Origin of the sequence: Perlucidibaca aquatica (assembly GCF_001676655.1) — a bacterium.
GTDB lineage: Bacteria > Pseudomonadota > Gammaproteobacteria > Pseudomonadales > Moraxellaceae > Perlucidibaca > Perlucidibaca aquatica.
In genome coordinates this window covers 448,868-473,029 of sequence record NZ_LZDB01000002.1, presented here as the reverse complement: position 1 = coordinate 473,029, position 24,162 = coordinate 448,868, and the positions used below count along the sequence as shown (strand labels likewise).

The 24,162-nt window shown below is 58.5% G+C and carries 24 protein-coding genes; all 24 read right to left on the bottom strand.

All coding sequences use genetic code 11. The annotated features are described in order from the left end of the window. A complete protein-coding gene (locus A8710_RS05830; protein ID WP_068858603.1) occupies positions 1–630 on the bottom strand; it encodes an RNA polymerase sigma factor in 630 nt (209 codons plus the stop codon). Next, positions 627–3,752 (bottom strand): efflux RND transporter permease subunit, encoded by a 3,126-nt coding sequence (locus A8710_RS05825; protein WP_068858602.1) that lies wholly within the window; start codon positions 3,750–3,752, stop codon positions 627–629. Before A8710_RS05825 ends, A8710_RS05830 begins: the two co-directional genes overlap by 4 nt. After that, a complete protein-coding gene (locus A8710_RS05820) occupies positions 3,749–5,047 on the bottom strand; it encodes an efflux RND transporter periplasmic adaptor subunit (RefSeq protein WP_068858600.1) in 1,299 nt (432 codons plus the stop codon). The genes A8710_RS05825 and A8710_RS05820 overlap by 4 nt, the downstream gene beginning before the upstream one ends. Next, complete coding sequence (locus tag A8710_RS05815) at positions 5,044–6,315, bottom strand: TolC family protein (protein WP_068858598.1); 1,272 nt, start codon at positions 6,313–6,315, stop codon at positions 5,044–5,046. Before A8710_RS05815 ends, A8710_RS05820 begins: the two co-directional genes overlap by 4 nt. A gap of 100 nt (positions 6,316–6,415) precedes the next feature. Next, positions 6,416–6,763 (bottom strand): hypothetical protein, encoded by a 348-nt coding sequence (locus A8710_RS05810; protein WP_157686315.1) that lies wholly within the window; start codon positions 6,761–6,763, stop codon positions 6,416–6,418. 91 nt (positions 6,764–6,854) lie between these two features. Further along, a complete protein-coding gene (locus tag A8710_RS05805) occupies positions 6,855–7,106 on the bottom strand; it encodes a hypothetical protein (RefSeq protein ID WP_068858594.1) in 252 nt (83 codons plus the stop codon). Then, positions 7,103–7,447, bottom strand: a complete 345-nt coding sequence (locus A8710_RS05800; RefSeq protein ID WP_227512995.1) for a YnfA family protein — start codon at positions 7,445–7,447, stop codon at positions 7,103–7,105. Before A8710_RS05800 ends, A8710_RS05805 begins: the two co-directional genes overlap by 4 nt. Further along, positions 7,444–8,073 (bottom strand): cation transporter, encoded by a 630-nt coding sequence (locus A8710_RS05795; protein ID WP_068858592.1) that lies wholly within the window; start codon positions 8,071–8,073, stop codon positions 7,444–7,446. Before A8710_RS05795 ends, A8710_RS05800 begins: the two co-directional genes overlap by 4 nt. Further along, on the bottom strand, positions 8,066–11,272 hold the full coding sequence (locus tag A8710_RS05790; RefSeq protein WP_068858590.1) for an efflux RND transporter permease subunit: 3,207 nt from the start codon (positions 11,270–11,272) through the stop codon (positions 8,066–8,068). The genes A8710_RS05795 and A8710_RS05790 overlap by 8 nt, the downstream gene beginning before the upstream one ends. Positions 11,273–11,301: 29 nt before the next feature. Beyond that, the gene (locus A8710_RS05785) at positions 11,302–12,522 is read right to left on the bottom strand and encodes an efflux RND transporter periplasmic adaptor subunit (protein WP_068858588.1); all 1,221 of its coding nucleotides are present in this window, start codon (positions 12,520–12,522) and stop codon (positions 11,302–11,304) included. After that, on the bottom strand, positions 12,519–13,754 hold the full coding sequence (locus A8710_RS05780) for a TolC family protein (protein ID WP_198341625.1): 1,236 nt from the start codon (positions 13,752–13,754) through the stop codon (positions 12,519–12,521). Before A8710_RS05780 ends, A8710_RS05785 begins: the two co-directional genes overlap by 4 nt. 64 nt (positions 13,755–13,818) lie before the next feature. Beyond that, on the bottom strand, positions 13,819–14,172 hold the full coding sequence (locus tag A8710_RS05775) for a hypothetical protein (RefSeq protein WP_157686314.1): 354 nt from the start codon (positions 14,170–14,172) through the stop codon (positions 13,819–13,821). A 158-nt stretch (positions 14,173–14,330) separates the two neighbouring features. After that, positions 14,331–15,305 carry a DUF3363 domain-containing protein gene (locus tag A8710_RS05770; RefSeq protein ID WP_068858584.1) on the bottom strand — a complete coding sequence of 325 codons (975 nt, stop codon included), beginning with the start codon at positions 15,303–15,305 and terminating at the stop codon, positions 14,331–14,333. After that, entirely contained in the window at positions 15,302–15,514 is a 213-nt protein-coding gene (locus A8710_RS05765; protein ID WP_068858583.1) for a hypothetical protein, read from the bottom strand. Before A8710_RS05765 ends, A8710_RS05770 begins: the two co-directional genes overlap by 4 nt. Continuing rightward, positions 15,514–16,038, bottom strand: a complete 525-nt coding sequence (locus A8710_RS05760) for a S26 family signal peptidase (RefSeq protein WP_068858582.1) — start codon at positions 16,036–16,038, stop codon at positions 15,514–15,516. The genes A8710_RS05765 and A8710_RS05760 overlap by 1 nt, the downstream gene beginning before the upstream one ends. Then, positions 16,035–16,499, bottom strand: a complete 465-nt coding sequence (locus tag A8710_RS05755) for a DUF2840 domain-containing protein (RefSeq protein ID WP_094078675.1) — start codon at positions 16,497–16,499, stop codon at positions 16,035–16,037. The genes A8710_RS05760 and A8710_RS05755 overlap by 4 nt, the downstream gene beginning before the upstream one ends. Next, a complete protein-coding gene (locus A8710_RS05750) occupies positions 16,496–16,753 on the bottom strand; it encodes a chromosome partitioning protein ParB (RefSeq protein ID WP_068858580.1) in 258 nt (85 codons plus the stop codon). Before A8710_RS05750 ends, A8710_RS05755 begins: the two co-directional genes overlap by 4 nt. Next, positions 16,750–17,388, bottom strand: a complete 639-nt coding sequence (gene parA / locus A8710_RS05745) for a ParA family partition ATPase (RefSeq protein WP_068858579.1) — start codon at positions 17,386–17,388, stop codon at positions 16,750–16,752. The genes A8710_RS05750 and parA overlap by 4 nt, the downstream gene beginning before the upstream one ends. 221 nt (positions 17,389–17,609) lie before the next feature. Next, positions 17,610–18,476, bottom strand: coding sequence for a replication initiator protein A (locus tag A8710_RS05740; RefSeq protein ID WP_068858578.1), 867 nt, complete (start codon positions 18,474–18,476; stop codon positions 17,610–17,612). Positions 18,477–18,486: 10 nt separating this feature from the next. Continuing rightward, positions 18,487–18,741, bottom strand: coding sequence for a helix-turn-helix transcriptional regulator (locus tag A8710_RS05735; protein WP_068858577.1), 255 nt, complete (start codon positions 18,739–18,741; stop codon positions 18,487–18,489). Positions 18,742–18,906: 165 nt separating this feature from the next. Further along, positions 18,907–19,413, bottom strand: coding sequence for a RadC family protein (radC, locus tag A8710_RS05730; RefSeq protein ID WP_068858576.1), 507 nt, complete (start codon positions 19,411–19,413; stop codon positions 18,907–18,909). A 331-nt stretch (positions 19,414–19,744) separates the two neighbouring features. After that, a complete protein-coding gene (locus tag A8710_RS05725; protein WP_068858575.1) occupies positions 19,745–20,641 on the bottom strand; it encodes a hypothetical protein in 897 nt (298 codons plus the stop codon). Further along, a complete protein-coding gene (locus A8710_RS05720) occupies positions 20,641–22,269 on the bottom strand; it encodes a DUF3696 domain-containing protein (RefSeq protein WP_094078674.1) in 1,629 nt (542 codons plus the stop codon). Before A8710_RS05720 ends, A8710_RS05725 begins: the two co-directional genes overlap by 1 nt. 50 nt (positions 22,270–22,319) lie before the next feature. After that, the gene (locus tag A8710_RS05715; RefSeq protein ID WP_068858574.1) at positions 22,320–24,149 is read right to left on the bottom strand and encodes an AAA family ATPase; all 1,830 of its coding nucleotides are present in this window, start codon (positions 24,147–24,149) and stop codon (positions 22,320–22,322) included. Between the last annotated feature and the right edge of the window lie 13 nt (positions 24,150–24,162).

Genomic DNA, 24,162 nt, shown 5'->3' with positions numbered 1-24,162 from the left:
TCAGCACTCTCCAGTCGCCTGAAAATTCGACACCATGCTGTGCACACGCACACGAGCGCGATGCAGCAGCACTCGGAAATGCGAAGGCTTGATATTCAGTGTTTCACAAATTTCATCGGCACCCAGGCCGTCAATATCTCGCAGCAATAGCGCCATGCGCTGCCCGGTCGGGAGTGCATCGAAATGGCGCTCAAGGCAGTCACCCAACGCATGGGATTCGAGCAGTGCCTGCGGGGAATCATCCGTCCAGGACTCAAAGCGTTGTCGCCAATGGCCATCCGCCAGAAATGCGCCGTCCAGCGGGTCATGCTGTGGCTCAAGCCCTTCCAGCGATAGCACGGTATTTTTTCGACGCAGGTAGCTGTAGGCGCAATTCATCACAATACGAATCAGCCAGGTTTTCAAGCTTGCTCGGCCTTCAAAGCGCTCCATGCCCTTATAGGCGGCAATCCAAGCTTCTTGCACGATGTCGTCCGCTTGGTGTGGCGAAAAGTTGCGCGCGATGCTCAGCATCGCACCGCCATACAGCGTCATCGCCTCTCGCCAAGCAGCAGCATTGCCCGCTCTCAGCTCTTCAATGAGGCGTTGCTCCACTTGCTTGGTGGAATGAGTAAAAGAACGGTTACTCATCGCGTTTCTTTTCTCCGCATGAAATAGAAAGCAACCGGGACGATCAGCATCGACAACACAGGTGCAGTAAGCATGCCGCCGACCATGGGCGCGGCGATACGCTGCATGACCTCAGAGCCGGTGCCAGTGCCCCACATAATCGGCAACAGACCTGCAACAATGACCGCCACCGTCATTGCCTTTGGGCGCACACGCAGCACGGCACCTTCCTGGATAGCTTCCAGCAGATCGGCACGGCTGGTCCGGCCTTGCTCGACACGGCGCTGCCAAGCCTGCTTCAGGTACAGCAGCATGATCACACCAAATTCTGCAGCAACACCGGCCAGAGCAATGAAGCCAACTCCGCTGGCCACCGATAGGTTGTGCCCGAGCAGCCACAATAGCCAGATCCCACCGGCCAAGGCAAAGGGCAAGGTCGCCATAATGAGCATTGCCTCATCGACACGACGGAAGGTTAGGTAGAGCAAGACGAAGATGATCATCAGCGTGCCGGGCACCACGACCTTGAGGCGAGCTGTCGCGCGCTCAAGAAACTCAAACTGGCCTGACCAAGAGATGGCATAGGCGGGTGGCAGCTTGATCTTCTTGGCTACGGCCTCTTGCATGTCCTGCACCGCCGATTTGAGGTCGCGGTCGCGGATATCGACATAGACCCAGCCTGAGAGCCGGGCATTCTCGCTGCGCAACATCGGCGGACCGTCGCTGATGGTCAGTGCGGCGACATCGCCAAGACGGATCTGCGCACCGCGTTCGGTGACCACCGGCAGATTACGCAAACCCTCCAGTGAGTCGCGAAGCTCGCGCGGATAGCGCAGGTTGATCGGGAAACGCTGCAAGCCTTCGACCGTCTCGCCGATGTTGTCGCCGCCAATCGCCGCCGACACCACGCTCTGGACATCCGCGATGTTGAGGCCGTAACGGGCAGCGGCGTCGCGGTTGATATCGACATCAATGTAGCGACCACCGCGCAACCGCTCGGCCAGCGCCGAACTGACGCCCGGTACCTGCTTCACCACACGCTCGATCTCCCCAGTGAGGCGGTCGATCTCGGCCAGACTGGCCCCCGAGACCTTGATGCCGACCGGGCTTTTGATGCCCGTAGCGAGCATGTCGATGCGATTGCGAATCGGCGGCACCCAGATATTCGATAATCCTGGCACGCGCACCACGCGATCCAGCTCCGCCACCAGCTTGTCCGGCGTCATGCCAGCACGCCATTGCTCGCGCGGCTTGAATCGAATGGTGGTCTCGAACATCTCCAGCGGGGCCGGGTCAGTCGCGGTATCGGCACGCCCGGCCTTGCCGAAGACGCTGGCAACCTCGGGTACGGTCTTGATAAGCCTGTCGGTCTGTTGCAGCAACTGCGCGGCCTTGCCAGCTGACAATCCCGGCAGCGCCGACGGCATGTAGAGCAGATCGCCTTCATCCAGCGGCGGCATGAACTCGCCACCGAGACGGGACAGCGGCCACAGGCTGGCGACAACCACCAAGGCTGTGATTGCCATGGCTCGGCCAGGCCGGCGCAAGACCATGGCCAGTACCGGCTCGTACCAGCGAATCAAGGTTCGGTTGATCGGGTTGTCACGCTCGGCCGGGATGCGTCCGCGAACCAGATAGCCCATCAGTACCGGAATCAGCGTCACCGCCAGTCCAGCTGCTGCGGCCATGGCATAGGTCTTGGTGAAGGCCAGCGGCGCGAACAACCGTCCCTCCTGCGCTTCCAGCGTGAACACCGGAATGAACGACAAAGTGATGATGAGCAGCGAGAAGAACAGTGCCGGCCCGACCTCGACCGCTGACTCGCCAATCACCCGCCAGTGTTCATCAGGCTCGGGCTCGCGATCTGGATGATCATGACGCCAAGCTTCAAGGTGCTTGTGGGCGTTCTCGATCATGACCACGGCGGCATCGACCATGGCCCCGATGGCGATGGCGATGCCGCCCAGCGACATGATGTTGGCATTCACGCCTTGATAGCGCATGACAATGAAGGCCGCGAGTATGCCCAGCGGCAGCGAAATGATCGCTACCAGCGCGGAGCGCAGATGAAACAGGAAGGCCAAGCAAACCAGCGCGACCACGATGAACTCTTCCAGCAGCTTGTAGCCCAGGTTGCTGACGGCACGCTCGATCAGCTGCGAGCGATCGTAGACCGGTACGATCTCGACCCCTTTGGGTAGACTGGATTTGAGCGACTGAAGCTTGGCCTTGACGGCCTCGATGGTTGCCAGCGCATTGCGTCCGGAGCGCATGATGATCACGCCACCCACAGTTTCACCTTCACCGTCCAGTTCAGCGATGCCACGGCGCATCTCGGGGCCGATCTGCACTTGTGCGACATCACCAAGACGCACGGAAACACCTGCCGGCGTGGTGATCAGCGGAATGCTGCGGAAGTCATCCAGCGTCTTCAGATAACCGGTGGCCCGCACCATGTACTCGGCCTCGGCCAGCTCCAGCACCGAGCCGCCTGCCTCCTGATTGGCCTTCTGCACGGCGTCGATGACCTGCGTGTGGGCGATGTTGAATGCCCGCAGTCGGTCAGGATCGAGCACGATCTGGGACTGCCTGATCATGCCGCCGATGCTGGCCACTTCGGCCACATCCGGCACCGTCTTCAACTCGTACTTGAGAAACCAGTCCTGCAAGGCGCGCAGCTGCGACAGATCGAGATGGCCTGTCCGGTCTACCAGTGCATATTCATAGATCCAACCCACGCCTGTGGCATCCGGCCCCAGCGCGCTTCGCGCTTGCGAGGGCAAGCGTGACTGCACTTGGCTGAGGTACTCCAGCACACGCGAGCGCGCCCAGTACGGATCAGTGCCGTCCTCAAACAGGACATAGACATAGGAGTCCCCGAAGAACGAATAGCCGCGCACAGTCTTCGCACCCGGCACCGACAGCATGGTGGTAGTCAGTGGGTAGGTGATCTGGTTTTCAATCAGCTGTGGTGCCTGCCCCGGCCATGTCGTGCGTACGATCACCTGCACATCCGACAGGTCGGGCAAGGCATCCAGCGGGGTTCGATTAACCGACCAAAGCCCCGCAGCCGTGAGCATCAAGGTTGCCAGCAGCACCAAAAAGCGATTTCCGATGGACCAGCGTATGCATTGCGCGATCATTGCCCCATCCCCCGCATGTCCATCTTGCCGTCCATGCCAGCTGGCATGTCTTCAGCCTGCATACGGCTGCTAACACCCTTTAGACTGGCCTCGGAGTCCACCAAGAACTGGCCTGATACAACGACCTTCTGCCCCTTCTCTAGGCCGGTGAGTATCTCGACCTCTCCCTCACGCTCCAGACCGGTGGTGACATCTATTGGATGGAAGCTCCCAGCCTTATCAACCGTGAACACGACACTACGCTGCCCGGTGCGGATAACTGCCTCGACAGGCACCAGCAAGGCATTAGCACGCACTGCGCCTGCCAGTTGCAGGTTAGTGAACATGCCCGGCACCAGCTCGGCGTTCGGATTCGCTAGTTCGATGCGCGCCTTAAGGGTGCGTGTGGTCGCATCCACCTCCGGCAGCAGCGCGCTGACGCGGCCCGTGAAGACCTTGCCGGGCCAGGTCGATGAACTGGCCTCTACCCGACTACCAGGACGCACCTGCGCAGCCATCGACTCAGGCACCTCGGCGTTGACCCAGACACTATCGAGGCCATTGATGCGGAACAGGGTCATGCCCGGTGTCACTGTCATACCCTCGCGTATGCCCAGTTCCACCACCACACCGCTGACCGGGGCGACAATGGCCAGTCGCGCCTGTGTTCTGCCACTGCGCTCGACCAAGGCAATCTGTGCCTCGCTCATGCCCACCAATCGCATACGCTGGCGCGCACCTTGGCGCAAATCAGCACTGCCTTCACCGGTCATGCCGCGTACCGCCAGAAACTCCTCCTGCGCCGCCACCCAATCCGGGACATACAGCTCGGCCAGCACTTGGCCGCGCTGCACCTTGTCCATGGATGCCCGCACGCTCAGGCGCTCGACAAACCCCGAGGCTCGCGCCTGCATGACCGCAACGGCGCGCTCGTTCCATGTCACGCTGCCAACCGCTGTCATGCCGGACGACAACTGTCCCGATCTGACCTCCGCCGTGCGGATACCAAGATTCTGTTGAACCTGCGAAGCAATCCTGACACCGCCTTCTTCGGCATTCTCTCCAGCAGATTCATCGGCATAGACAGGTACGAGATCCATGTCCATGAAGGGCGACCTGCCGGGCTTGTCAAAGCGCTGAGCCGGCACCATCGGGTCATGCCAGTACAACACCTTGGACTCAGCCTTGCCGGCCTCGGTGCTGATAGGCGCTGACATGGCCATGCCTTGGTGCATGCCCAGACTGTAGAGGCCCCAGCCCCCCAGCCCGAGCGAGGTGAGAGCAGCCACGGAAATCATCAAAGTTTTGCGTGTCATGGTGCGCTCCGGCTTTCATTAGGCAGTAAAAACTCCAGATCAGCCCAGGTCAGGGCTGTCTGCATTTCCAGTTGCGATGCTTGTAGTTGGGTATCCAGCAGGGCACGGCGTGCCGCCAAGACATCACTGAGCGCGCCTCGACCGCCACGCCAAGAAGCGAGAGCGGCCTGGGTGCGCGACTTGCTCAGTGGCAGAATTTGCTCACGGTAGCGTTGCAGCCGACTCAGCCCCGACTGCCAGTCATCAACCATCGCGCGTACTTCCGCGACATGAGCACGCAGCATGTCATCACGCTCAGCTCTGACCTGCTCGACTTGCGCCTGACGAGCGGCAAGCTCACGATTCTGGCGTCGAGCCTGATCCCATTGCAGAGGTACAGATAGGCCTAGCGACACCATGTCGGAAAACGCCGAGCCTCGTTGGGCATAACTGAGTTCGGCGGTCCAATCAGCCCGCTTGTTAGCTTCGGCCAGATGGGCCTCGGTATCTGCCAAAGCGATCCGGCGATCCTGCATGACCAGATCAGGGTGGCGCGTCAGATGACCTTCCAGATCGTCGATCACGAAATGAATACGATCAAAGTCCGGTTTTCCGAGTAACGGCTGCCTGCTCTGCTCATTGCCCACCCAGCGCGCCAGCGCAGCGGTTGCCTGCTTGAGCTGGCGAGCCATGATTTGCAGCTGGTCTTCCAGCAACAGCAACTCGCCTCTGGTATTTATCGTGTCGGTCGATGCGGTGCGGCCACCGCGATAGGCGGCCTCACTGGCTACCAATTGCTGGCGCGCCTGCTGCAACTGCTCCTGCAACAACACACGCTGCTGACTCAGGAAGTAACTGGTCAGCCAAGCCTTGCCAGCGCTGCGCAAGACCTCGCTACGCACCAGCGCTTTGCCAGCAGCGGCAATCTCAGCCTCGCGCTCCTGGCGCTGTCGGCGCAAGTCCAGTTTCTCGCCACGAGTAAATTCCTGCGCCACGCCAACCTTGCGCATGGTCATGAAGTCACGGGTGATGCTGAAACGGTCACTGCCATTCACCGGCAGGTTGTCGATGCCGATGCTCAGCATTGGGTCAGGGCGCTCACCAGCAGCGACTGCCATCTCACGGGCCGAAGTCATGGCAGCATCTTGGGCGACCAGCTGACGCGATTGGCTCAAGGCGACTTGCTGGGCCTCAAGAAAGCTGAGCGATGCCGCCGACAAGGCGGCAGGCACCAGCGCTATCAGCGCTAGCACCACCCGACCCATTGGCCGGGAAATACGGAAATTCATGAGGTATTGCCTCGTCAATCAGGTTCAATGGAATGAACGACACATGCCTTGCAGGCATACGAGCTGATATGGCCAAGCGGGAGCCGGCCAAAACGAGGGCTTAATTCAGGAAGCGATGGAAGCGAATCGTTGGCGAGGGATGAATGATGGAAGGATCAGGAGGGCGGTAGGCCGATGCGGTGATATAGCCGGCATCAGGCAGGTCGAATGGCTGGAGAATGACCAGCAGAACGGGGGTGACATCTGGCAGCGGCAGCTTTTGAGCTACATCGTTGTGTTGCTGCAGATGCTGGCAGGTATTGTGGCAATCCTGCGCGGCAGAAGGCGTGTCCGTTTGCCCACCATGGCAATCCGTCATGGACTCCATTTTTGCAGATTCAACTGGCGCAGGCACAGCCGCCCAAGCCTGTACCTGACATATCGAGAAGATCGTCAGAACAAGGCTCATGAGGAGCGAGATGGATTTGCGTCGAACGGCAGTCATGGAAAGTATTATGCGCCCGTTTTCAGTCTTGGCAATGGCTCGGATCGTCGCAGCATCAATCAACGGAGGCGGAGCTTGCCCACTCCAGCGTCTCCTGCAAGTCCTGGTGCAACGCATCAAAGGTGCAGCGGGCACGCAGACAAGCCTGCTCAACCAATGATCTCTGCTCCGCATCGACGGTGCTCAACAGTGTCTCCAGCTTCTCGCAACAGGCATGTGCAGCATCGCGCTTGGCACGAGGGTCATTGACCGTCAGCTGCTCATTTAACTGACGAAATATTTCCGCGATTTCATGCTCGGCATTCATGTCGCAGATCTCCAACCCATAACAATGACGGCCATGCCCACCAGTGCAATGCCTGCACCCATCCAGTCGCTGGCATTCAGCGCTACGCCATCAACCCAGCGTAACCAGAGCAGCGCCACCACCACATAAACCCCACCGTAGGCTGCATACACACGACCGCTGGCCTCTGGGTGCAAGGTCAACAGCCAAGCGAACAGCATCAGGCTGGCTGCGGCCGGCAGCAGCAACCAAGGCGAGCCCTGCTTTTTCAGCCAGAGATAGGGCAGAAAGCAGCCAATGATCTCGGCCAAGGCCGTCACCACGAACAGCCCCAGCGTTTTCAGCAGAATCAGACTGCTCATGCGATGTCTTTCTCCTCTCGAAGTTCGTGTAAAGCCGCTCGGATGATCTGAGTTGCACCCGAAATGGCCAGCACTGCCATACCCAGTGCAACCACCACATCCGGCCAAGCACTTGCCGTCAACCAGACACCACCGGCAGCGCACATCACCGCGATATTGCCGATGGCATCGTTGCGGCTGCAGATCCACACCGACTGCATGTTGCTGTCGCCCGTGCGGTAGCGATAGAGCATCAAAGCCACGCCCACATTTGACAGCAGTGCCAGCAAGCCCACGATGCCCATGGTGCTGGCCTCGGGCACTTGCCCGGCCAGCAAGCGCCCAACCGTGGCGTACAACACCCAGCAACCAAACAGCCCCATGGTCAGGCCTTTCAGCAACGACGCGCGAGCGCGCCAGACCATGGCATGACCCAGCACATACAGACTGATGCCGTAATTGGCGGCATCGCCAAGAAAGTCCAGTGCATCGGCGAGCAAGGCACTAGAGCCTGCCGCCGAACCCGCCATGATTTCGACGACAAACATGACCAGATTGACCAGCAGCGCAATCACCAATATACGGCGATACTGAGGGTCAACGACCGGCACCTTGCTAGCACAAGAATCACCGCAACTATCAGACATTGCTTCTCTCCACTCGCCATTGCTCAATCATGCGATATAACGCCGGCAACACCACCAGCGTCAGTAGCGTACTGGTGATCAGACCGCCAATGACCACAATGGCCAGCGGCTTCTGCACCTCGGCTCCGGTGCCTGTGGCTAGTGCCATGGGCACAAAGCCCAGCGATGCAACCAGCGCTGTCATCAATACTGGACGCAGACGCGAGAGCGAGCCTTCCTGCACCGCCTGTGTGAGCGCCATGCCGTTAGCACGCAGCTGATTGATGCGGCTGACCATGACCAGACCATTGAGCACCGCCACGCCAGACAACGCGATGAAGCCAATGGCTGCAGTGATCGAAAACGGAATGCTGCATATCCACAGTGCGAGAATGCCACCCGTCAAGGCCAGCGGCACCGCGCTGAACACCAACAATGCCTGCCGTACCGTGCCCAGCGCCATGAACAGCAGCATCAGAATCAAGGCGAAACAGGCCGGCACGACAATCATGAGGCGAGACTTGGCCGCCTGCAGATTCTCGAACTGCCCACCCCAGACCAGCCAGCTACCAGCCGGCAACTTGATTTGCGTATTGATGCGCTGCTCGGCTTCCTCAACGAATGAGGCCAAATCGCGATCACGGACATTGGCCTGCACCACGACACGGCGCTTGCCATTTTCCCGACTGACTTGATTGAGACCATCGCGCAGAGACAGTGTAGCGATACTGCCCAAGGTGATGAAGCCTTGATCCGATTGGGCATCACGCACGGGGATGGGGAGATTGCGCAAAAGATCGAGATCGGTGCGCACGGCTTCCGGCAAACGCACCATCACATCGAAGCGACGGTCACCCTCGAAAATCTCGCCCGCCTGACGCCCGCCAATGGCAGCCGCCACCGTGTCCTGCACATCGGCCATGCGAAGCCCAAAGCGCGCCAGGGCATCGCGGTCAAAGCTGATGTCGAGCAGCGTCTGCCCCTCAACCTGCTCAACCTTGATTTCACTGGCCCCCTGTACGCCTCGCAAAGTCTGCGCGATCTGATTGGCCGTCAACAGCATGGTGTTGAAGTCATCCCCAAACACCTTGACGGCGACATCCGCGCGTACACCCGACAGCAGCTCGTTAAAGCGCATCTGAATCGGCTGAGTGAACTCGTAGTTGTTGCCGGGCAGCTTGCTGACCGCTTGCTCGATGCGTTCGATCAACTCAGCCTTGGTCTGACTCGAATCCGGCCATTCCTCGCGCGGTTTAAGGATGATGAAAGTGTCTGATGCACTCGGCGGCATCGGGTCGGCGGCCATTTCGGCGGTACCGGTCTTGGAGAAGACATAGGCCACTTCTTTGAACTGCGCGACGGTGCGTTCGACCTGCAGCTGCATGCTGCTGGACTGCTTGATGCCCGTGCTGGGAATGCGTAGCGCATGCATGGCGACATCTTTTTCATCCAGCGTCGGCACGAACTCCTGCCCCAACTGAGTGAAGATCACCACGGCGACGGCAAAAGCACCCAGCGCCATGCCCATCGCCTTTTTATGCTCACGCATCGCCCAGCTCAAGGCCGGCACATACAGCGCATGAGCCTTGGCGAGAAATCGATTCTCCTTTTCCTCGATGGAGCCGGTGAAGAAGATGCCGACGAGTGCCGGGATCAGCGTCAGTGACAACACGAAGGCGGCAACTAGCGCCATGATCACCGTCGCGGCCATGGGGTGGAACATCTTCCCTTCGACGCCCTCCAAAGCCAAGATGGGCAGATACACCGTGATGATGATGGCTTGGCCAAAAACCGAGGGCTGCACCATTTCACGGGTGGCATGCAGCACTTCAGACAGTCGCTCCTCCAGACTCAGCAGCCGGCCGAGATGATGCTGGCGAGCCGCCAGACGACTCAGGCAGTTCTCAACGATGATGACCGCGCCATCGACTATAAGGCCGAAGTCCAATGCGCCCAGACTCATCAGGTTGCCGCTGATACCGGCCTTGACCATGCCCGTGCTCATCAGCAATACGGTGAGCGGGATGACTGCCGCTGTGATCAAGGCTGCGCGGATGTTGCCGAGCATCAGAAAGAGCACGACGATCACCAGCAATGCGCCCTCGCTGAGGTTCTTAATCACCGTAGCCACGGTCGCATTGACCAGCTTGCTGCGATTGAGCACCGTCTGCGCTTCAACATCCGGCGGCAGACTGCGTCGTATCTCGATCATCTTGTCATCGACAGTGACTGCGACCGTGCGCGAGTTCTCGCCGATACGCATCAATGCCGTACCGACCACCACCTCGTGGCCATTTTCGCTGGCCGAACCGGTGCGTAGCTCTTCGCCGATCTCGACCTTGGCCAGGTCACGCACATAGATCGGTGTATTGCCTCGTGTCGCTACTACCGTGGCGGCAATGTCTTCCATTCGCTTCAAGCGACCATCGGCGCGCACGAGATAAGCCTCGCCACGCTGCTCGACGAATCCACCACCACGACTCTGATTGGCCTTTTCCAAGGCCTCGACCAGATCGGTGACGGACAGGTTGTACTCCCTCAGCCGCAGCGGATCGGGTTGGATGTGATACTGCTTTTCGTAGCCACCGATGCTGTCGATGCCGGCCACACCCGGCAAGCCTTTGAGCTGGGGCCGAATGATCCAGTCCTGCACCGTGCGCAGATAAGCGGCCTGCGCTACCGGAGTACGCAGGTATTCGCCCTCGAGGGTGAGATAGCTGCCATCACTTTGCCAGCCGGGCTGCCCATTGCTAACTTTGGCCCCCTGACCACTCGGGTGAGCGAACTTCACCGCCCACATGTAGACCTCGCCCAGACCCGTCGAAATCGCCCCCATGCGTGGCGACGCCTCCGGCGGCAACACATCCTTGGCCTCGTTCAGGCGCTCCGTGACCTGGTTGCGGGCAAAATAGATGTCCACATCGTCACGAAACACGGCCGTGACCTGCGAAAAACCATTGCGTGACAGTGAGCGCGTGGATTCCAATCCGGATATCCCGGCCAATGCGCTTTCAATCGGAAAAGTAACCTGCTTTTCGATGTCCTCGGGTGACAAGCCGGCCAGCTCGGTATTGATCTGCACCTGATTGTTGGTGATGTCCGGCACGGCGTCGATGGGCAGTTTCTGCAGGGAAAAAATCCCGAAAGCAGCCAGCATCAAGACCATCACCAGTACGAGATAACGATGCGAAAGGGAGAAGCCAATGGCGCGATCAAACATGGCTTCTCTCCTGCGACAGGCGCAAACAATCAATCTTCATGTTCGGCCTCTCCCTTCTTCAGATCAGCTTTAAGAACGAAGACATTGCCACTGGCATACCGTTCGCCAACCTTCAAACCACTGATCACCCCCTGCCGATCACCACTGCGCCGACCGAGCACGACTGTGCGCGGCTCCAGACCATCCTTGTCAGCCACAAAGATGGTCGGCTGGTTCTCCAGCATCTGGATGGCGGATAACGGCACACTGAGTGTCTGAGAGACTGCACCCGTCTGGATTTGCGCCTGCACGAACTGGCCCGAGCGCCACAGCCCTTGGCTGTTGTCGATTTGCACGCGCACAGAGCCGCTGCGACTGGCTTCATCGAGCTCAGGCTGTACGAAAATCACACGGCCTTGGCTGCTCATGCCGGCTTTATCAGTCACAACGACCGTCTGGCCTGCACGAATCTTGGGCAGGTCAGTGACCGGCACCGCCAGATCAATCCAGAGCGTCGAGAGGTCCGCCAGCCGGAACAAAGGCTTGTCGGATGTCACGGCCTCGCCAAGGGTCAGGTCCTTGGACAGAACCGTGCCCGAGATCGGCGCACGCAAGGCATAGCTGGCCAGACGGCCACCCGGCTTCAGTGCTTTGGCATCATGCTCGCTCATGCCCAGTGCCAGCAGGCTCTGCAAGGCACTTTGAGTTTCGATACGGGCATCATTGAGCTCGCGACGAGCGGCGAGATAGTCCTGCTCGGCGCTAATTTTCTTTTGCCACAGGCTCTCTTCACGGGCAAAGGACGATTGCGCCATGACTTGCCGCTCCTTGGCAGCCAGATAGCGCGCCGCCACATCGGAGAGCTGAGGGCTTTCGATCACAGCCAGCACCGTGCCGGCCTTGATCTGTGCGCCAATCTGAATCGGAGCCGAACGCACCATCCCGGTAATCGGTGACAACACGCGAGCCTCGCGATCCGTGTTTAACACCAGCTGCCCCGGCAGCGACAAACCACTGGCAAAATTGCCAAGTGCGGCTGTCTCGATGCGCAGGCCATTGGCGACCAGCTGCTCGTCTGTCAGCTTGATGGCTTCGGCATGTCCTTCCGTATGAGCTGCTTCCGTGTCTTCCGCATGAGTCTCGCCAGTCGGAGCAGTGAGATGGATTTCATGCTGATGCCGGAACGGGCCGTACTCCAGCAGGCCCCAGGTCAGGCCAGAGCCGGCGGCTACTGCCAGTAACAGCAGCAAGGACTTGATGACAATGTTCATGGCGTATTTCCAGAAAAAGTAGCGCGGCCCAGCAGCTCATCGAGCGCGGCCTCACTTTTGTGATAGGAGATGCGGGCGGCGAGATACACGCCCTGTGACTCGACCAGACTGCGCTGGGCATCAAGCAGATCGATCAGCGAGAACTTGCCCGCGCGGTAGCCTTCGCGTGTTGCCTCCAAAGCCTCGCTGGCAATACGCAGCACTTCATCCCGTAGTTGCAGCGCGTCCTGATAGCTGGCCTCGCGCTGCACCAGTAGCTGGTCACGCTGCCGTTGCCATTGCTGCTGTGCGAGGATCAAGCTGGCTTCGGCAGCCGTCAGCTCGGCACGCGCACTGCGCAGAGCTCCTTGGTTGCGATCAAACAAGGGAATGGGCACGGAGATTCCGAGCAGAACACTCTGTTCACGGGTGATGGCTTCGCGCTTCGTGCCAGCCGACAGGGTGAAGTCCGGCAACCGCTGACGCTCGGCCAGCGTCAGGGCAGCTCGTTCAAGCTGAATACGCGCCTCCGCCTGTTTCAGGTAGGGACTCACACTGGCGAGGTCTGACGGCTCGGACAACTGCTCAGGCAATACCAATATGTCCATCAGCTGCTCTTCAAGCCGGCTACTACCCCACAAGCTTGCTAGCTGCCGGCGCATCAATTGACTCTCCTGCATCGCCAAATTGACCGCACGACGAGCGCCTGCCAAGGCAACAGTGGCTCGTGACAACTCGATGGGTGACACCTTGCCGGCCGTCACTCTAGCCGCAACGGCATCGCGCAGTTGCTGTGCCAGAAGCAAGTTCCGTTCAGCCGCTGACTGCTTTTCAGCGCTGGCCAAGGCATCGACATAGCTATCACGGGTGAGACGAATCAGCCGCAGCCGCTCAGCTTGAGCTTCCAACGCGGTCAGGGTGCGCTCTTCGCTCGCGACAGAGGTTCGCGCACTGCGTTTGCCAGGCAATGAAAAGCGCTGACTCACGCTGTAGGTCGTTGTGGCACTGCTGGCCGAGCGATTGGTGTCGCCCGAAAAATCTTCCAACAGATAGTTCACTTCAGGATTGGGGAGTACGCCGGCTTGCCTGACGCGCCCGGCAGCGGCGTCTTGCAACGCAGAACTGACCGCTGTCTGCGGGTTCTTCTCAAGCACCCGACGGGTGGCTTCCGACAGACTCAGGCTGTCGGCATGAAGCAGGCCAGCGCACAGCGTGGCCATGAGGGATACAAATACAACAAAAATACGAGACATGATGATTCCCATGCAGACGAAAGAACGCAGGCCAAGGCCTGCTTCCAGTGGTCAACAGGAAGCATCAAATGAGCAGGTAAGCAGTTTCGCGAATGATGACGGAGAACGGCGTTGTGGGTGGCCCGGTCGCATCCGGCTTCACCGCATGGTGCGCGGGAATACTGGGTAGCAGCCAAGTCAGGGCCGGAATCAGGTGTGGCGTTTGTAGGTCTGCGAGTTGCAGCTTCGAGGGGACTGGCGAGTGATCGTCATGGCCGTCTTGAGTCTGAATATCGATGCAGGGCTTGCCCGTGGCCTGTTCCAAGGCTTCAGCAGCACATGGCTTGCCAGCCTGCTCCCAGACCACCCTGCCATCAGGCTCAAGGCAGATGGTGTCGGCCAGCGCAGCGCAGGCACCAAGCGACCAATGCAGCAGCATGATCACTATCAGAGATAGTGACCAGCGACGCCTCATGGCTGTTTGATACCGCACGGACATAATGAGAGTGATTCCCAACAACAATAAGTTCAGATTATCAGTCCATGGAGTTTCTGTCACTTGATCATCAAGCTTCACACGCAACCAATAAGCCTGACTCAAACCTCAAGTTCACGGCTCTTCGTTCTGACAATATCTTTTGCCATGCCAACAGACTTCAGGGCTTTTTCCAGACTTGGCTGCATCTGCCAGCCTCGCCCAACCACTGTCGTTGTTAACCCCATCCCTTCTAGATACTGCAATCTTCCCACCAGCAGATTGCGATACCTCGGATCTCGGCACTGCTCATGCAGCTGCCTCAGTGTCACCTGACCATCCTTCGCCAACCGCTGTAGCGACCGATCCAGCGCCGTCCATCCTGGCCGCTGAACCTCCCGCTGCTGACTCTGCAGAATCTCTAGCTCAGTGCGTGGCCCCAGCCACTCCGTAGCCAGCTCACTGGCCCGCTGCCGCATACCCGTGCCGATGTACTCCCGCGCAATGACCAGATCATGGCCATCCGCCTGCCGCCCCCGCAGCACGATATGCGTATGGGGGTTGTCGGTATCCCAGTGATCCACCGCCACCCAATCTAGCTGCGTGCCCAGGTCTGCCTCAACCCGTGTCATCAGGTCACGCGTGAAGTGTTTCAGATCTTCGATTTGCACCGCATCCTGAGTCGAAACAATGAACCGAAACTGATGCCGGTCATCACGCACACGCTCATCGAATGCGCCCATGTCAGCATCGTCAGTAGTCGGTCCATAGGCCTTCCCCGGCTCACCATCAGGCCCCACACCTTCGCGCTCGATATAGCGCAGGTGCGTAATCGTGGATCGGCTACCGGCCTTCCTCAGATTCACCAGCCGAGCCTTGATAACCACCCGCCTCGCCTTGCGGTCAAACGCCTTCCCAGCGACTCGCGCTGCCACCTGCCCTCGCCCTAGCGAAGCCCCTGCGCGCGATGCCGGCCGGTTCAGCGAACGACCACTGGCCTTGCTCGCTTCGCGCATCACCTGGCTGACAAAACGCTGATGCCGACCCTGGGGCGCAGCTGGCCGGATCTCGAAGCCATCCTCATCGCGCCGGCTCATGCCGCACGCTCCAGCGCATGACGGCATAGGCTGGCGTAGGCGGCACGCCCCCAAGCCAGCAGCTGCAGTGCTTTCAGCTTCAACACGGCACGCATCCTGCCCCATCCGGTGCTGCCTGTAATGCTGTTGGCGGAGGGCTCAAGGCACGCTAGCGTGCCGGCCCCTTTTATCTTGCCCTCCGCTTTTACCGCTCGCATTCGCTCGCTCATCACTGCTCACCTCCCGACTGAGCCCACGTCCACAAGGCGCGAGCACGGCCGATCACCCGATTCACGGTGATCGGCCCGAAGTAGCGGCTGTCGTAAGAGGCGTCACTGGTTTCGCTCAGCAGAAACAATTCATCTGCACGCAATCGACGGCATTCCTGCCAGTGTGGCAGCAGCCGGCCTTGCGCATCGGCTGCACGCTGAACAGCAGCAAGCTGACCATCAATCAGCACACGACCTGCACGCACGCAAACTTGTTGCGGTGCAGTCGCGGCGATACGTTTGAGCAGCGGAATGTTCATCGGCAGATAGCGTCGTTGCGCAGCCAGTTCGGCAGCCGCCGACGGCAAGCGCACCAGCACATGCTCACCGACCTGCAAGCGATCTGCCGAGGCCAGTGCATACCAACCTTGTGGCGCACTGACACTCGGGTTGTAGATCACGCAGGATGGCAGCGACACCGTCAGCGCCACACCGAGTGCGGTCACGGCCAACGAGAGGCTGGCGATAATGAGTCGTTGGCTCATCGCACAGCCTCCCGCGCGCAGAACGCTGCATGGCGTTCATGCGTGTAGGCCGGCGGTGGCATATGAGCAGCTAATCGGTTGTGAACCATGCGCCAGTAATCCGGCGGCACCAGCGACGGATCGTGGCCTTGCGCCTCCAGGTCATCAATCAGTCCCAGCACCTGCATCACGCGCTGCTGGCTGGCGACGCGCAGCAAGATCTGAGCGCCGGGTTGCACGCCAGCGACAACCTGAACAGCCTCGCCAGCGCTCGCCGTTTGCAGCACGCGCAGCACCCAACGCGTCGTGCCATAGCGATTAGCTTGCCACTCGATGCGGCACAGCAGCGCGCCCGGTGCGAAGTCGGCAAAGCGGCGTTGGCCATCCCGCAGATGCTCAGCCACCGAATGCCCGAAACGCAGCCATATGTTCACGCGGTCCGGGATGAAGATCAGCGACACGCGCGTCAGCAGCGTGCTCATGGCTGATCCTCCGGGAAATGCTGCTCCAGCAATTCGCGCAGCACATCGGTGACGGTGCGACCGCGCTTGAAGGCCGCGACCTTGATGCGCGCTCGCATCTCCGGCGTGACATCTAGCGTCATGCGTGCGGTGTAGATATCGGCCTTGACGGGTTCGGCGGATGGCAGAGGCGCAGCTTCACCCTGCCGTACCCAAGCCTCCAGCGAGGGGTCAGCAGACGGCCGCTGACCGAAGGGCATGCGTCGGCTGCTCATGAGGACCTCCCGAGCAGCTCCTGCGCCAGCATGCGAATCTCCATCGCCGCCCTACCCTCCGGCTCCAGCTCGCTCGCAAGCGCCCCAGAAGCGACGCTATCGGCAAAGACGATGCGTTGCCGCACCTCAGCTGCGAAAGTTGCTAGCAGCTGCTCTGAGAGCGCCTGACGCACCTCGCGACCAATCACCGTTGCACCCACGCGGCGATTGATGACAAACGCAGCCTGCAAAGCTGGCTTGAAGATCATAGCCTCACGAATCAGCCCGACCATCTCGGCACTGGCCCAGATGTCGTAGGGGCTGGGTTGCACCGGCACCAACACGACATCGCTGGCCAGCAGCGCAGAGCGCGCCAAGGCCGCGACTCTGGGCGGGCCGTCGATGATGATGTGATCGACACCACGCGCCATTGCTGGCGCTTCCTGATGCAGCGTCTCGCGCGCCAAGCCAATGACCGAGAACAATCGCGGATAGCCGCTTTGTGCTCGTCGCTGTGACCAATCCAATGCCGAACCTTGCGGGTCAGCATCGATCAACAAAACCGACTGGCCGGCTTGCGCCAGTTCACCGGCCAAATGCGTCGCCAAGGTGGTTTTGCCGACACCGCCCTTTTGGTTTAGTAGGGAAATAATCATGCTCGCCACCTCGTTTTTGCCGTGACTTGTCCACAGCAGGGCTTTGCCCCTACTACAGTTATTCTTTTATAGTTATATAAGTTAAGGGGCGCTGAGACGCAGACGGCACAAGGGCTGCAGCCTGAGTTGTGCGCCTGATAGCACGAGTCATTTGCGCCTGATAGCACGAGCCTGGCTGCGCCTGATAGCACGATAGTGATCACAGGTTATCCTCCGTTTTATCATCCGACAGAGCACGCTGGAGCACCCGGCTCCGCATGCGCTTGGAAGGTCAAAGTTTCGTGTCCGTCTGCCCGCAAACGCACACCCAATCGGTAGCCCGGCAAGACCTGACGGGCCACGATGCGGCGAATATCGAGGGCAAAATCCGAGTAGCGGGCCATGGAGCCCGACTTGAGATAGAGATGCTGAAACGCGAAATGCCAGCCACCCTTTTGACGGCCGCCATGCTTGCGCACCAGCCGATACAGCCAGCGCTCGATGCCACCACCCAGCCGGAAATAAGCCGGATCTATCGTGAGCACCAGCGCCTCTTCCAGCACGCCGGCATAGAACCAATCCGGCAGGACCAGCTCCAAGCCCAAGGGCTTGCCATCAGTGTCGGCTAGCTCCTTCCATTCGTTGATCCACGAGAAACGATGCAGACGACGCCCGGTGGTCTCGCGGATGGAAGTCGCCACACTGGTGGATTGCAAGCGATCGAGCGCCGCCTTCAGCCGCTGGTAGTCGCGCAGCGAAGTGCCACGGCCGATGAAAGTCAGAATTTCGTAGGGCGTGGCCTGCATGAGCCGCGAGGTGCGCAGACCAAGATCGCGCGCCTCAACAATCTGGCTCGCCGCCCAGATTAGGATGTCGGCATCCCAGATCGTCGCCAGGCCATGCTCCAGCGTGCCCTCCACGCGCACCCGAACAGCGCCCGACTGAAAGTCGATGGGCTGCACGCGTCGCGACTTGCCCAAGGCAAAGAACGGATACGCCATCAGGTCCTGCGCATCGCGCGGTGCCATCACCGGCGGCAACGCCCGAAACAGCTCCAGCTGGGGCTCGCCAGCAGGCGCAGGTTGAGACTTGCTTCTGGATAGCTTCATGGCAAGCACCTCACTGTACCTGGTGTGGCTTGCCGTAATCCGGATCGAAAGTCGCCTCGAAGCTGCGGGCATCCGCCCAGCAGATCAGATCATCCAACGCGTAGATCACACGCCGCCCGACCTTGCGAAATCGCGGACCATCGCCGAGCATGCGACGCTTCTCCAGCGTGCGCGGCGACAGCCGAAGAAACGCCGCCGCCTCGGCATTGTTCAGGAAGCGGGCAACATCCAGAGGAATAGTGAGCCTAGGGGTATTCGCAGACATTCGAGAGCGCTCCAGTACAGTGGTGACGCTCTCGACATTACCCAGCCATTCGGCTGGCCTGTGTAGGCTTGATGCTGGTATTGAGTGAGTCAGACCCGCAGGGCCAGTGACTCATGCGCGCACGGCAATAGCCGAAGCAAAAAGGGGGGCAAAGCCCCCTAGGGCTCAAATGAGCCCTCTCTCCGCAAACGACACCGACGTGAAGCCACCGACCACGATGTGGTCGAGCACCCTCACCTCCACCAGCGCCAAGGCATCCTGCAGGCGCTTGGTGATGTGGCGATCAGCGTCACTTGGCTCCGGGTGCCCGGAGGGATGGTTGTGCGACAGGATGATTGCCCCTGCGTTCAGCGTCAGCGCCTCTTTCACGACTTCGCGCGGATGCACGCTGGCACTATCAAGCGTGCCTCGGAACATCTCGCGATAGGCGATCAGCCGGTGTTGATTGTCGAGAAACATCGCGGCGAAAACTTCGTGCTCCAGACCTGCCAGCTTTACCTGCAGGTAGTCCTTGACCGCGCCCGGCGAGATGAACTGGCCATCTCGCCGCAGCTTGTGATCGATGACCCGACGAGCAGCTTCGAGGATGTCCTCGATGGATGCCGGGGCATACGCGCCATTGGCGTCACGCACGAGGAGTGTGTTGTTTGATACGACAGTGAAATGCGACATGGTCTTTCTCCGATCTGCGGGCGGATTTGCCCGAGACCGGCGGAACACATCGCAGCGCAGCAGTCAGGGATCGCAGACGGCACCGCCGCGAGCATGCGGAGCACGCGCAGTCCTTGACGGCGAGAACGGTGTGGTACGGTGAAGGGATCAGCAAGGCCGACCCACTGAACGCTACTCAACTACGGATTTGAACGAAGGCACGGATACGCTTTTACGCTTTTGTGCTTTGCAGCAGAATCAGAACCCCCGTGTTGCGCCCCAGCACCTTTCGGCGACCTCGCGAGGATCACCCGCGCACTGCCGATGGTTCCCCGGAACATCTCGCTGATAGCTACTCCAGAACAATTTCGTCAACAACACTCAGACTTTCTCGACCATCAATGAAACGCGCATATAGCCCGTTGACTAATGTCGAATCTATGCAGCTGACGTCAGTTTCATGCTCGCGCTGTCCGTGATCTTCGGGCTCAACAAAGCCCCGATCAAATCGAAGTCCAGCTTTCTGATTGAACAGGTAGCGCGCATGAATATCTAAGTCTAACTGCTCCCTAGCCAAACGAAAAATAGTGATGTCAATTCCGCGCTGAATCCACTCACCAAGCAAGGCTTTATACTCTTGACGAACAACATCCCAGGAACGCGGATCATTGGAATGGTCTGAAAAAATAATTACCTGATTAGGCAATGCCTCAGCTTGCTGAGAAGCAGCGAACATAGCGCAAAGAACTTTTGTGCACCTTCGTTTTGACTGGAAATAGCCATCCACAAGTACAACGCTATTAGAGGCAACTAAAACATGCTTAGCTGCCTCAGCCAACGCCTCCGCACTCCGCTTCACACGAAAGTCTCGACGATTATCAAACAGGTTCTCATGAGCATCATCAATGCAATGAAACTTGTTTAATTCGACACGGCCATGTACTAAGACAGCTGACAAGTTATTTAAGACATCTTCAGCACCAACATTTTCCCGCCAACCACCATCGCGGTATGGAAGCCCCATTTTCACAAGCCGGTCACTCTTGATTGCTTGTAATTTCTCCACCACTCGCATCATGTCGACATCAGGGACACCATTGCGCTGACATGCCTCTATAACCATTTTCTCCCATTTACCCGGATAACGGGCGATCAACAACCCTTTGCTGTAGCCAAACTTCTCCACAGCATAACGAAAGATTGGCCATGTATTGATAGCCTCAGGCTCGATAGCAAAAATGGCGTGCATCAGAACAGTTCCTCGCCACGCTCTGCGAAGAAGCCATGTGGCCAACGGCTGGTGAACTCGCCCGTGCGGTCTATTTCAATCCGTCGGGTTTTCACGCCCGTCGCACCCGGTTCCATATAAACGATGGATACATCGTCTGGAGAAACAGGCTTTAGACCTGCTGGCAGCTCGTAATCGGAGGTTTCTCGAATGCGCCGCAAGATTCTTAGGATTAGGTGTTCGCTATGAGTTTCGATCAAGAAAGTGGTGTTCTTGTTAGCCTGCGTAAGCAAGTCGCCGATGCCGACCTGGATCCTTGGGTGAACATGAAGCTCCGGCTGCTCGCAAGCGATGATGCCCCGCTCGGCCTTTACTGTTGCGACCACCAGCGGGAACAACTGAGATATTCCGACACCTACCTCGGAAAAGGCTACCTCAATCTTGTTGAGGTCGTCCCACAGCACCCACTTGTTGTAAAACTTTTCTGCCACCAGATGCCGCGCTTTGGCTTCTGAGAAGTCCTGACTAAAAGAGTCTCCGAAAGTCTCAACTAATTCATGTGGCTCACTAGCGGTATCAATACATCCCGAGTAGATGGCTTGGCTCAACACGTTCTTCGAACGTAGGAAATATCCGAGATTCAGTGTGCCTGACGCATTCAACCAATGATTAAGCGCGACCATGTTTGCTCCGCTCAATCGCCCTGTGACATCCCACGCAGCGGCACCAGAATACCAGTCCTTCTGCTGCGGGTAGGGATTGGGCTGATGCAGGGCGTCTGGGATAACTCGCAACGGCCCGATGCACAGGCTCTCGTTGAGCAACACAAGTAGGTTGTCGAGAGGAGCGACCACCACATCCGAGAGTATTTCATGCAGCCGCAGAGTCAGAGCCTGCTGATCTGCCTCAATGACACTCTCCAGCCGCTTCCCCAGCACAGGTAAAGCACCGGCAAGCCCTTTGAAGCCGATTACGGCATGCTCAAAAGTCACCTCGCTGCTCTGCCCAAAATCCTTTCTGGACACGACCTCGGGTTTGCGATTGGCGTTGAGGAGCTCATGCAGGCGGCTGACAAAGCCTCCATCCGCGTACTCATCCTGATCAGTCTCACTTAACAACGCCGGGTGCCGATAATTGAGCCAAGTAATAACAGGCTGCTTGAGGCCGGCATCACTGGCAAGCTCGGCAATCAGGCAGTCATCTAGCCAGACTTTGTAGCAGGCCACATAGGCCATATTCTCTGCTTTAGACCAAGCGATATGAAACTCCACAGCCATATGGTTGGCATCAGCCGTAGGGCTGTCAACGGGCAGGCCAAAATCGTCAGCCACCAGCTCCACAATCTGGTTGTAGCTGGCACCGATGGAGCCAGACTTGTCCAAGGTTAACTTGATGATAATTCGCTTGGCGAGGTCCCTGCCATTCACAAGGCTCCTGAAGCCACCAATGTGTTTTTCACCCAATGCATCGATACGCTGCGGGTCGCACTGCCCTTTTTCCAGTAACTGCTGAATGTAGAACAGCGCCATCAGTACCGAGCTTTTGCCCACGCTGTTCGGTCCGAACAACAGGGTGACGGGAGCGAGCGCTATGGACTGAGTGGACTGAAATGAGCGAAAGTTAGTAAGAGCGATTTCCGTAATGCGCATAGCTTTTATCCTCTAGCTCGGCAGAGGCCGGGACATAACACACTTTTGAGTCAAGAGACTAACCGCAGCAGATTCTCGACTAGATCTTTAAGCTCCGAACGCTGCTCAGCCCCCTCCTGGTATATCGAACGCTGAAGGATTTGTTCAGCAGTCATGTGCGGCCAGAGCTTGTCGATCAGATCATCGCCCTTAATACCCAATGCTTTACCAATTATCTTCTTCGCATCGCAGGTGTCAGTGAAGTTCACAGTTACCCCGGTTCGAGCATTAATCATGTCAGGGCACAAGTAGTTTTCGACTTCCCGTTTACGCGTTGAATAGAAGGAACGCCCGCAGGCTTCGACTTCCCTCTTGCGCTTTGCAATTGAAGCTACTTGCTCCGGGCTGCCACCGATATCGGAATCAAGAAACACGCACCAGGGCAACCCGAGGTCATCAGCAAGATTGAGGGTAACCCAGTGCTTCACACTGCCACAGCCCCCAATCAGGATCGGAACAATGCCGGCATCCTCAAGATTAGATTGGAGATGCCCACCAGCCTTCAAGGTATTGGCCACATGGCGAAGAAAGGTGACGTCTGATTTACCCTCTACCAGCACGACGCCCTTTGCCCTCTCCATCCCTGTTTCCGGGAGCACACCCAGGCTCTCAGCGGCCTCCTTCAGCACATCATCATTAGGCATCTTGACGATAGGGATACCATTTTCATCCTTGGTGACATAGCGCATGCCATCAATGGGCATCAGTCCGGCCAGCGCAGGAACGTGGGTGGTGACAATGATTTGCCGGTTGGACTGATTGGAGAGCTCCAGCAGCGCCTTCATCAACATCATCTGGTAGTTGGGGTGCTGAGAGGTTTCCGGCTCTTCGATGGCATATATCACATTACGCTGAGAGCCCACTACCGCCTTTTCCGCCTCAGCGCGGAAGAAATTGAGCAAAATTAGTCGGCGCACGCCGCTGCCACGCTTGTTGATGGGAATACCATTCTCACCGTCCAGCGTGAAACTGAAACTCCACTTGGGCTTTTCCTTGAAACGCGGAGTCAGCTCATTGGCCAGCTCGGGCGCCATTTCCCGCAACTTATCGAGGGTGCGAGTGGCGACATCCAGCACACTGGCTTCGATCTGCTGCTCCAGCGCGCTAATCTGATCCTGCAGTGCAGCTTGCGCTTCCTTGACCGCCTGCTGCATCGGGTTCTTAGCCTCGACATCGCCATCACTGCTTTCACGATCCGCCTTGAATAGAGCGAAGGTGGGCAGTTGGGCCTCGATTTTTTCCCAGATGGATTTATTGTCAGTCGAAATCCCTTTACTAACATCGAGCAACATTTCCTGACAGGCAAAGGGCTTTGCTGCCTCACGAATTGCGTGACGCCAGTGCGAGGCCACACGCTGATCAGCGACTTGCTCTGCTATGCCGCGCTGTCCGCCAAGCTTTTTCAAAGCATCCATCTTGAGGCTCAGCAACCCGGCTAGCACTTCATCGTTAGGGTGCTGACAAAGGATGGCTGTTCGCTCAAGCTTGCCGGAGCTTGCCTTGAAGGTTTTGACAATCTCGAGTGCACCCACAGCGTTGAGCAGATACTCTCGCGCTAATGAGGACTCTGCATTTTCATCCAGTACAAGTGTCTCAGGCAGGGCATCAAACTCGCAGGCAATCTCAAACTGCTCGGCCCCATCGCCTAGGGTGAAGCAGTTCATATCGCTCTTGTCTGCCTTGATGTCACCACTTTCGAAGAAAATGGCTAGTGCTTCAAGAATAGTCGATTTGCCATAGTCATTGCGACCGACGATGCCAGTCATGGCGTCATCGATGGGAATGACGGTAGTGGCGCGGTAGCCGCGAAAATGAGTAAGCTTGACCGACTTGAGGCGCATAGGGGGGGGTCCT

Coding starts and splice junctions, on each gene's coding strand:
- A8710_RS05830 (WP_068858603.1), bottom strand. CDS start 630: ATGAGTAACCGTTCTTTTACTCATTCCACCAAGCAAGTGGAGCAACGC.
- A8710_RS05735 (WP_068858577.1), bottom strand. CDS start 18,741: ATGTCTGCGAATACCCCTAGGCTCACTATTCCTCTGGATGTTGCCCGC.
- A8710_RS05820 (WP_068858600.1), bottom strand. CDS start 5,047: ATGACACGCAAAACTTTGATGATTTCCGTGGCTGCTCTCACCTCGCTC.
- A8710_RS05715 (WP_068858574.1), bottom strand. CDS start 24,149: ATGCGCCTCAAGTCGGTCAAGCTTACTCATTTTCGCGGCTACCGCGCC.
- A8710_RS05795 (WP_068858592.1), bottom strand. CDS start 8,073: ATGTCTGATAGTTGCGGTGATTCTTGTGCTAGCAAGGTGCCGGTCGTT.
- A8710_RS05805 (WP_068858594.1), bottom strand. CDS start 7,106: ATGAATGCCGAGCATGAAATCGCGGAAATATTTCGTCAGTTAAATGAG.
- A8710_RS05740 (WP_068858578.1), bottom strand. CDS start 18,476: ATGAAGCTATCCAGAAGCAAGTCTCAACCTGCGCCTGCTGGCGAGCCC.
- A8710_RS05755 (WP_094078675.1), bottom strand. CDS start 16,499: ATGAGCACGCTGCTGACGCGCGTGTCGCTGATCTTCATCCCGGACCGC.
- A8710_RS05750 (WP_068858580.1), bottom strand. CDS start 16,753: ATGAGCAGCCGACGCATGCCCTTCGGTCAGCGGCCGTCTGCTGACCCC.
- A8710_RS05765 (WP_068858583.1), bottom strand. CDS start 15,514: ATGAGCGAGCGAATGCGAGCGGTAAAAGCGGAGGGCAAGATAAAAGGG.
- A8710_RS05790 (WP_068858590.1), bottom strand. CDS start 11,272: ATGTTTGATCGCGCCATTGGCTTCTCCCTTTCGCATCGTTATCTCGTA.
- A8710_RS05825 (WP_068858602.1), bottom strand. CDS start 3,752: ATGATCGCGCAATGCATACGCTGGTCCATCGGAAATCGCTTTTTGGTG.
- A8710_RS05800 (WP_227512995.1), bottom strand. CDS start 7,447: ATGAGCAGTCTGATTCTGCTGAAAACGCTGGGGCTGTTCGTGGTGACG.
- A8710_RS05720 (WP_094078674.1), bottom strand. CDS start 22,269: ATGCGCATTACGGAAATCGCTCTTACTAACTTTCGCTCATTTCAGTCC.
- A8710_RS05760 (WP_068858582.1), bottom strand. CDS start 16,038: ATGAGCCAACGACTCATTATCGCCAGCCTCTCGTTGGCCGTGACCGCA.
- A8710_RS05775 (WP_157686314.1), bottom strand. CDS start 14,172: ATGCTGCTGCATTGGTCGCTTGGTGCCTGCGCTGCGCTGGCCGACACC.
- A8710_RS05815 (WP_068858598.1), bottom strand. CDS start 6,315: ATGAATTTCCGTATTTCCCGGCCAATGGGTCGGGTGGTGCTAGCGCTG.
- A8710_RS05810 (WP_157686315.1), bottom strand. CDS start 6,763: ATGAGCCTTGTTCTGACGATCTTCTCGATATGTCAGGTACAGGCTTGG.
- A8710_RS05780 (WP_198341625.1), bottom strand. CDS start 13,754: ATGTCTCGTATTTTTGTTGTATTTGTATCCCTCATGGCCACGCTGTGC.
- A8710_RS05770 (WP_068858584.1), bottom strand. CDS start 15,305: ATGAGCCGGCGCGATGAGGATGGCTTCGAGATCCGGCCAGCTGCGCCC.
- parA (WP_068858579.1), bottom strand. CDS start 17,388: ATGATTATTTCCCTACTAAACCAAAAGGGCGGTGTCGGCAAAACCACC.
- A8710_RS05725 (WP_068858575.1), bottom strand. CDS start 20,641: ATGCACGCCATTTTTGCTATCGAGCCTGAGGCTATCAATACATGGCCA.
- radC (WP_068858576.1), bottom strand. CDS start 19,413: ATGTCGCATTTCACTGTCGTATCAAACAACACACTCCTCGTGCGTGAC.
- A8710_RS05785 (WP_068858588.1), bottom strand. CDS start 12,522: ATGAACATTGTCATCAAGTCCTTGCTGCTGTTACTGGCAGTAGCCGCC.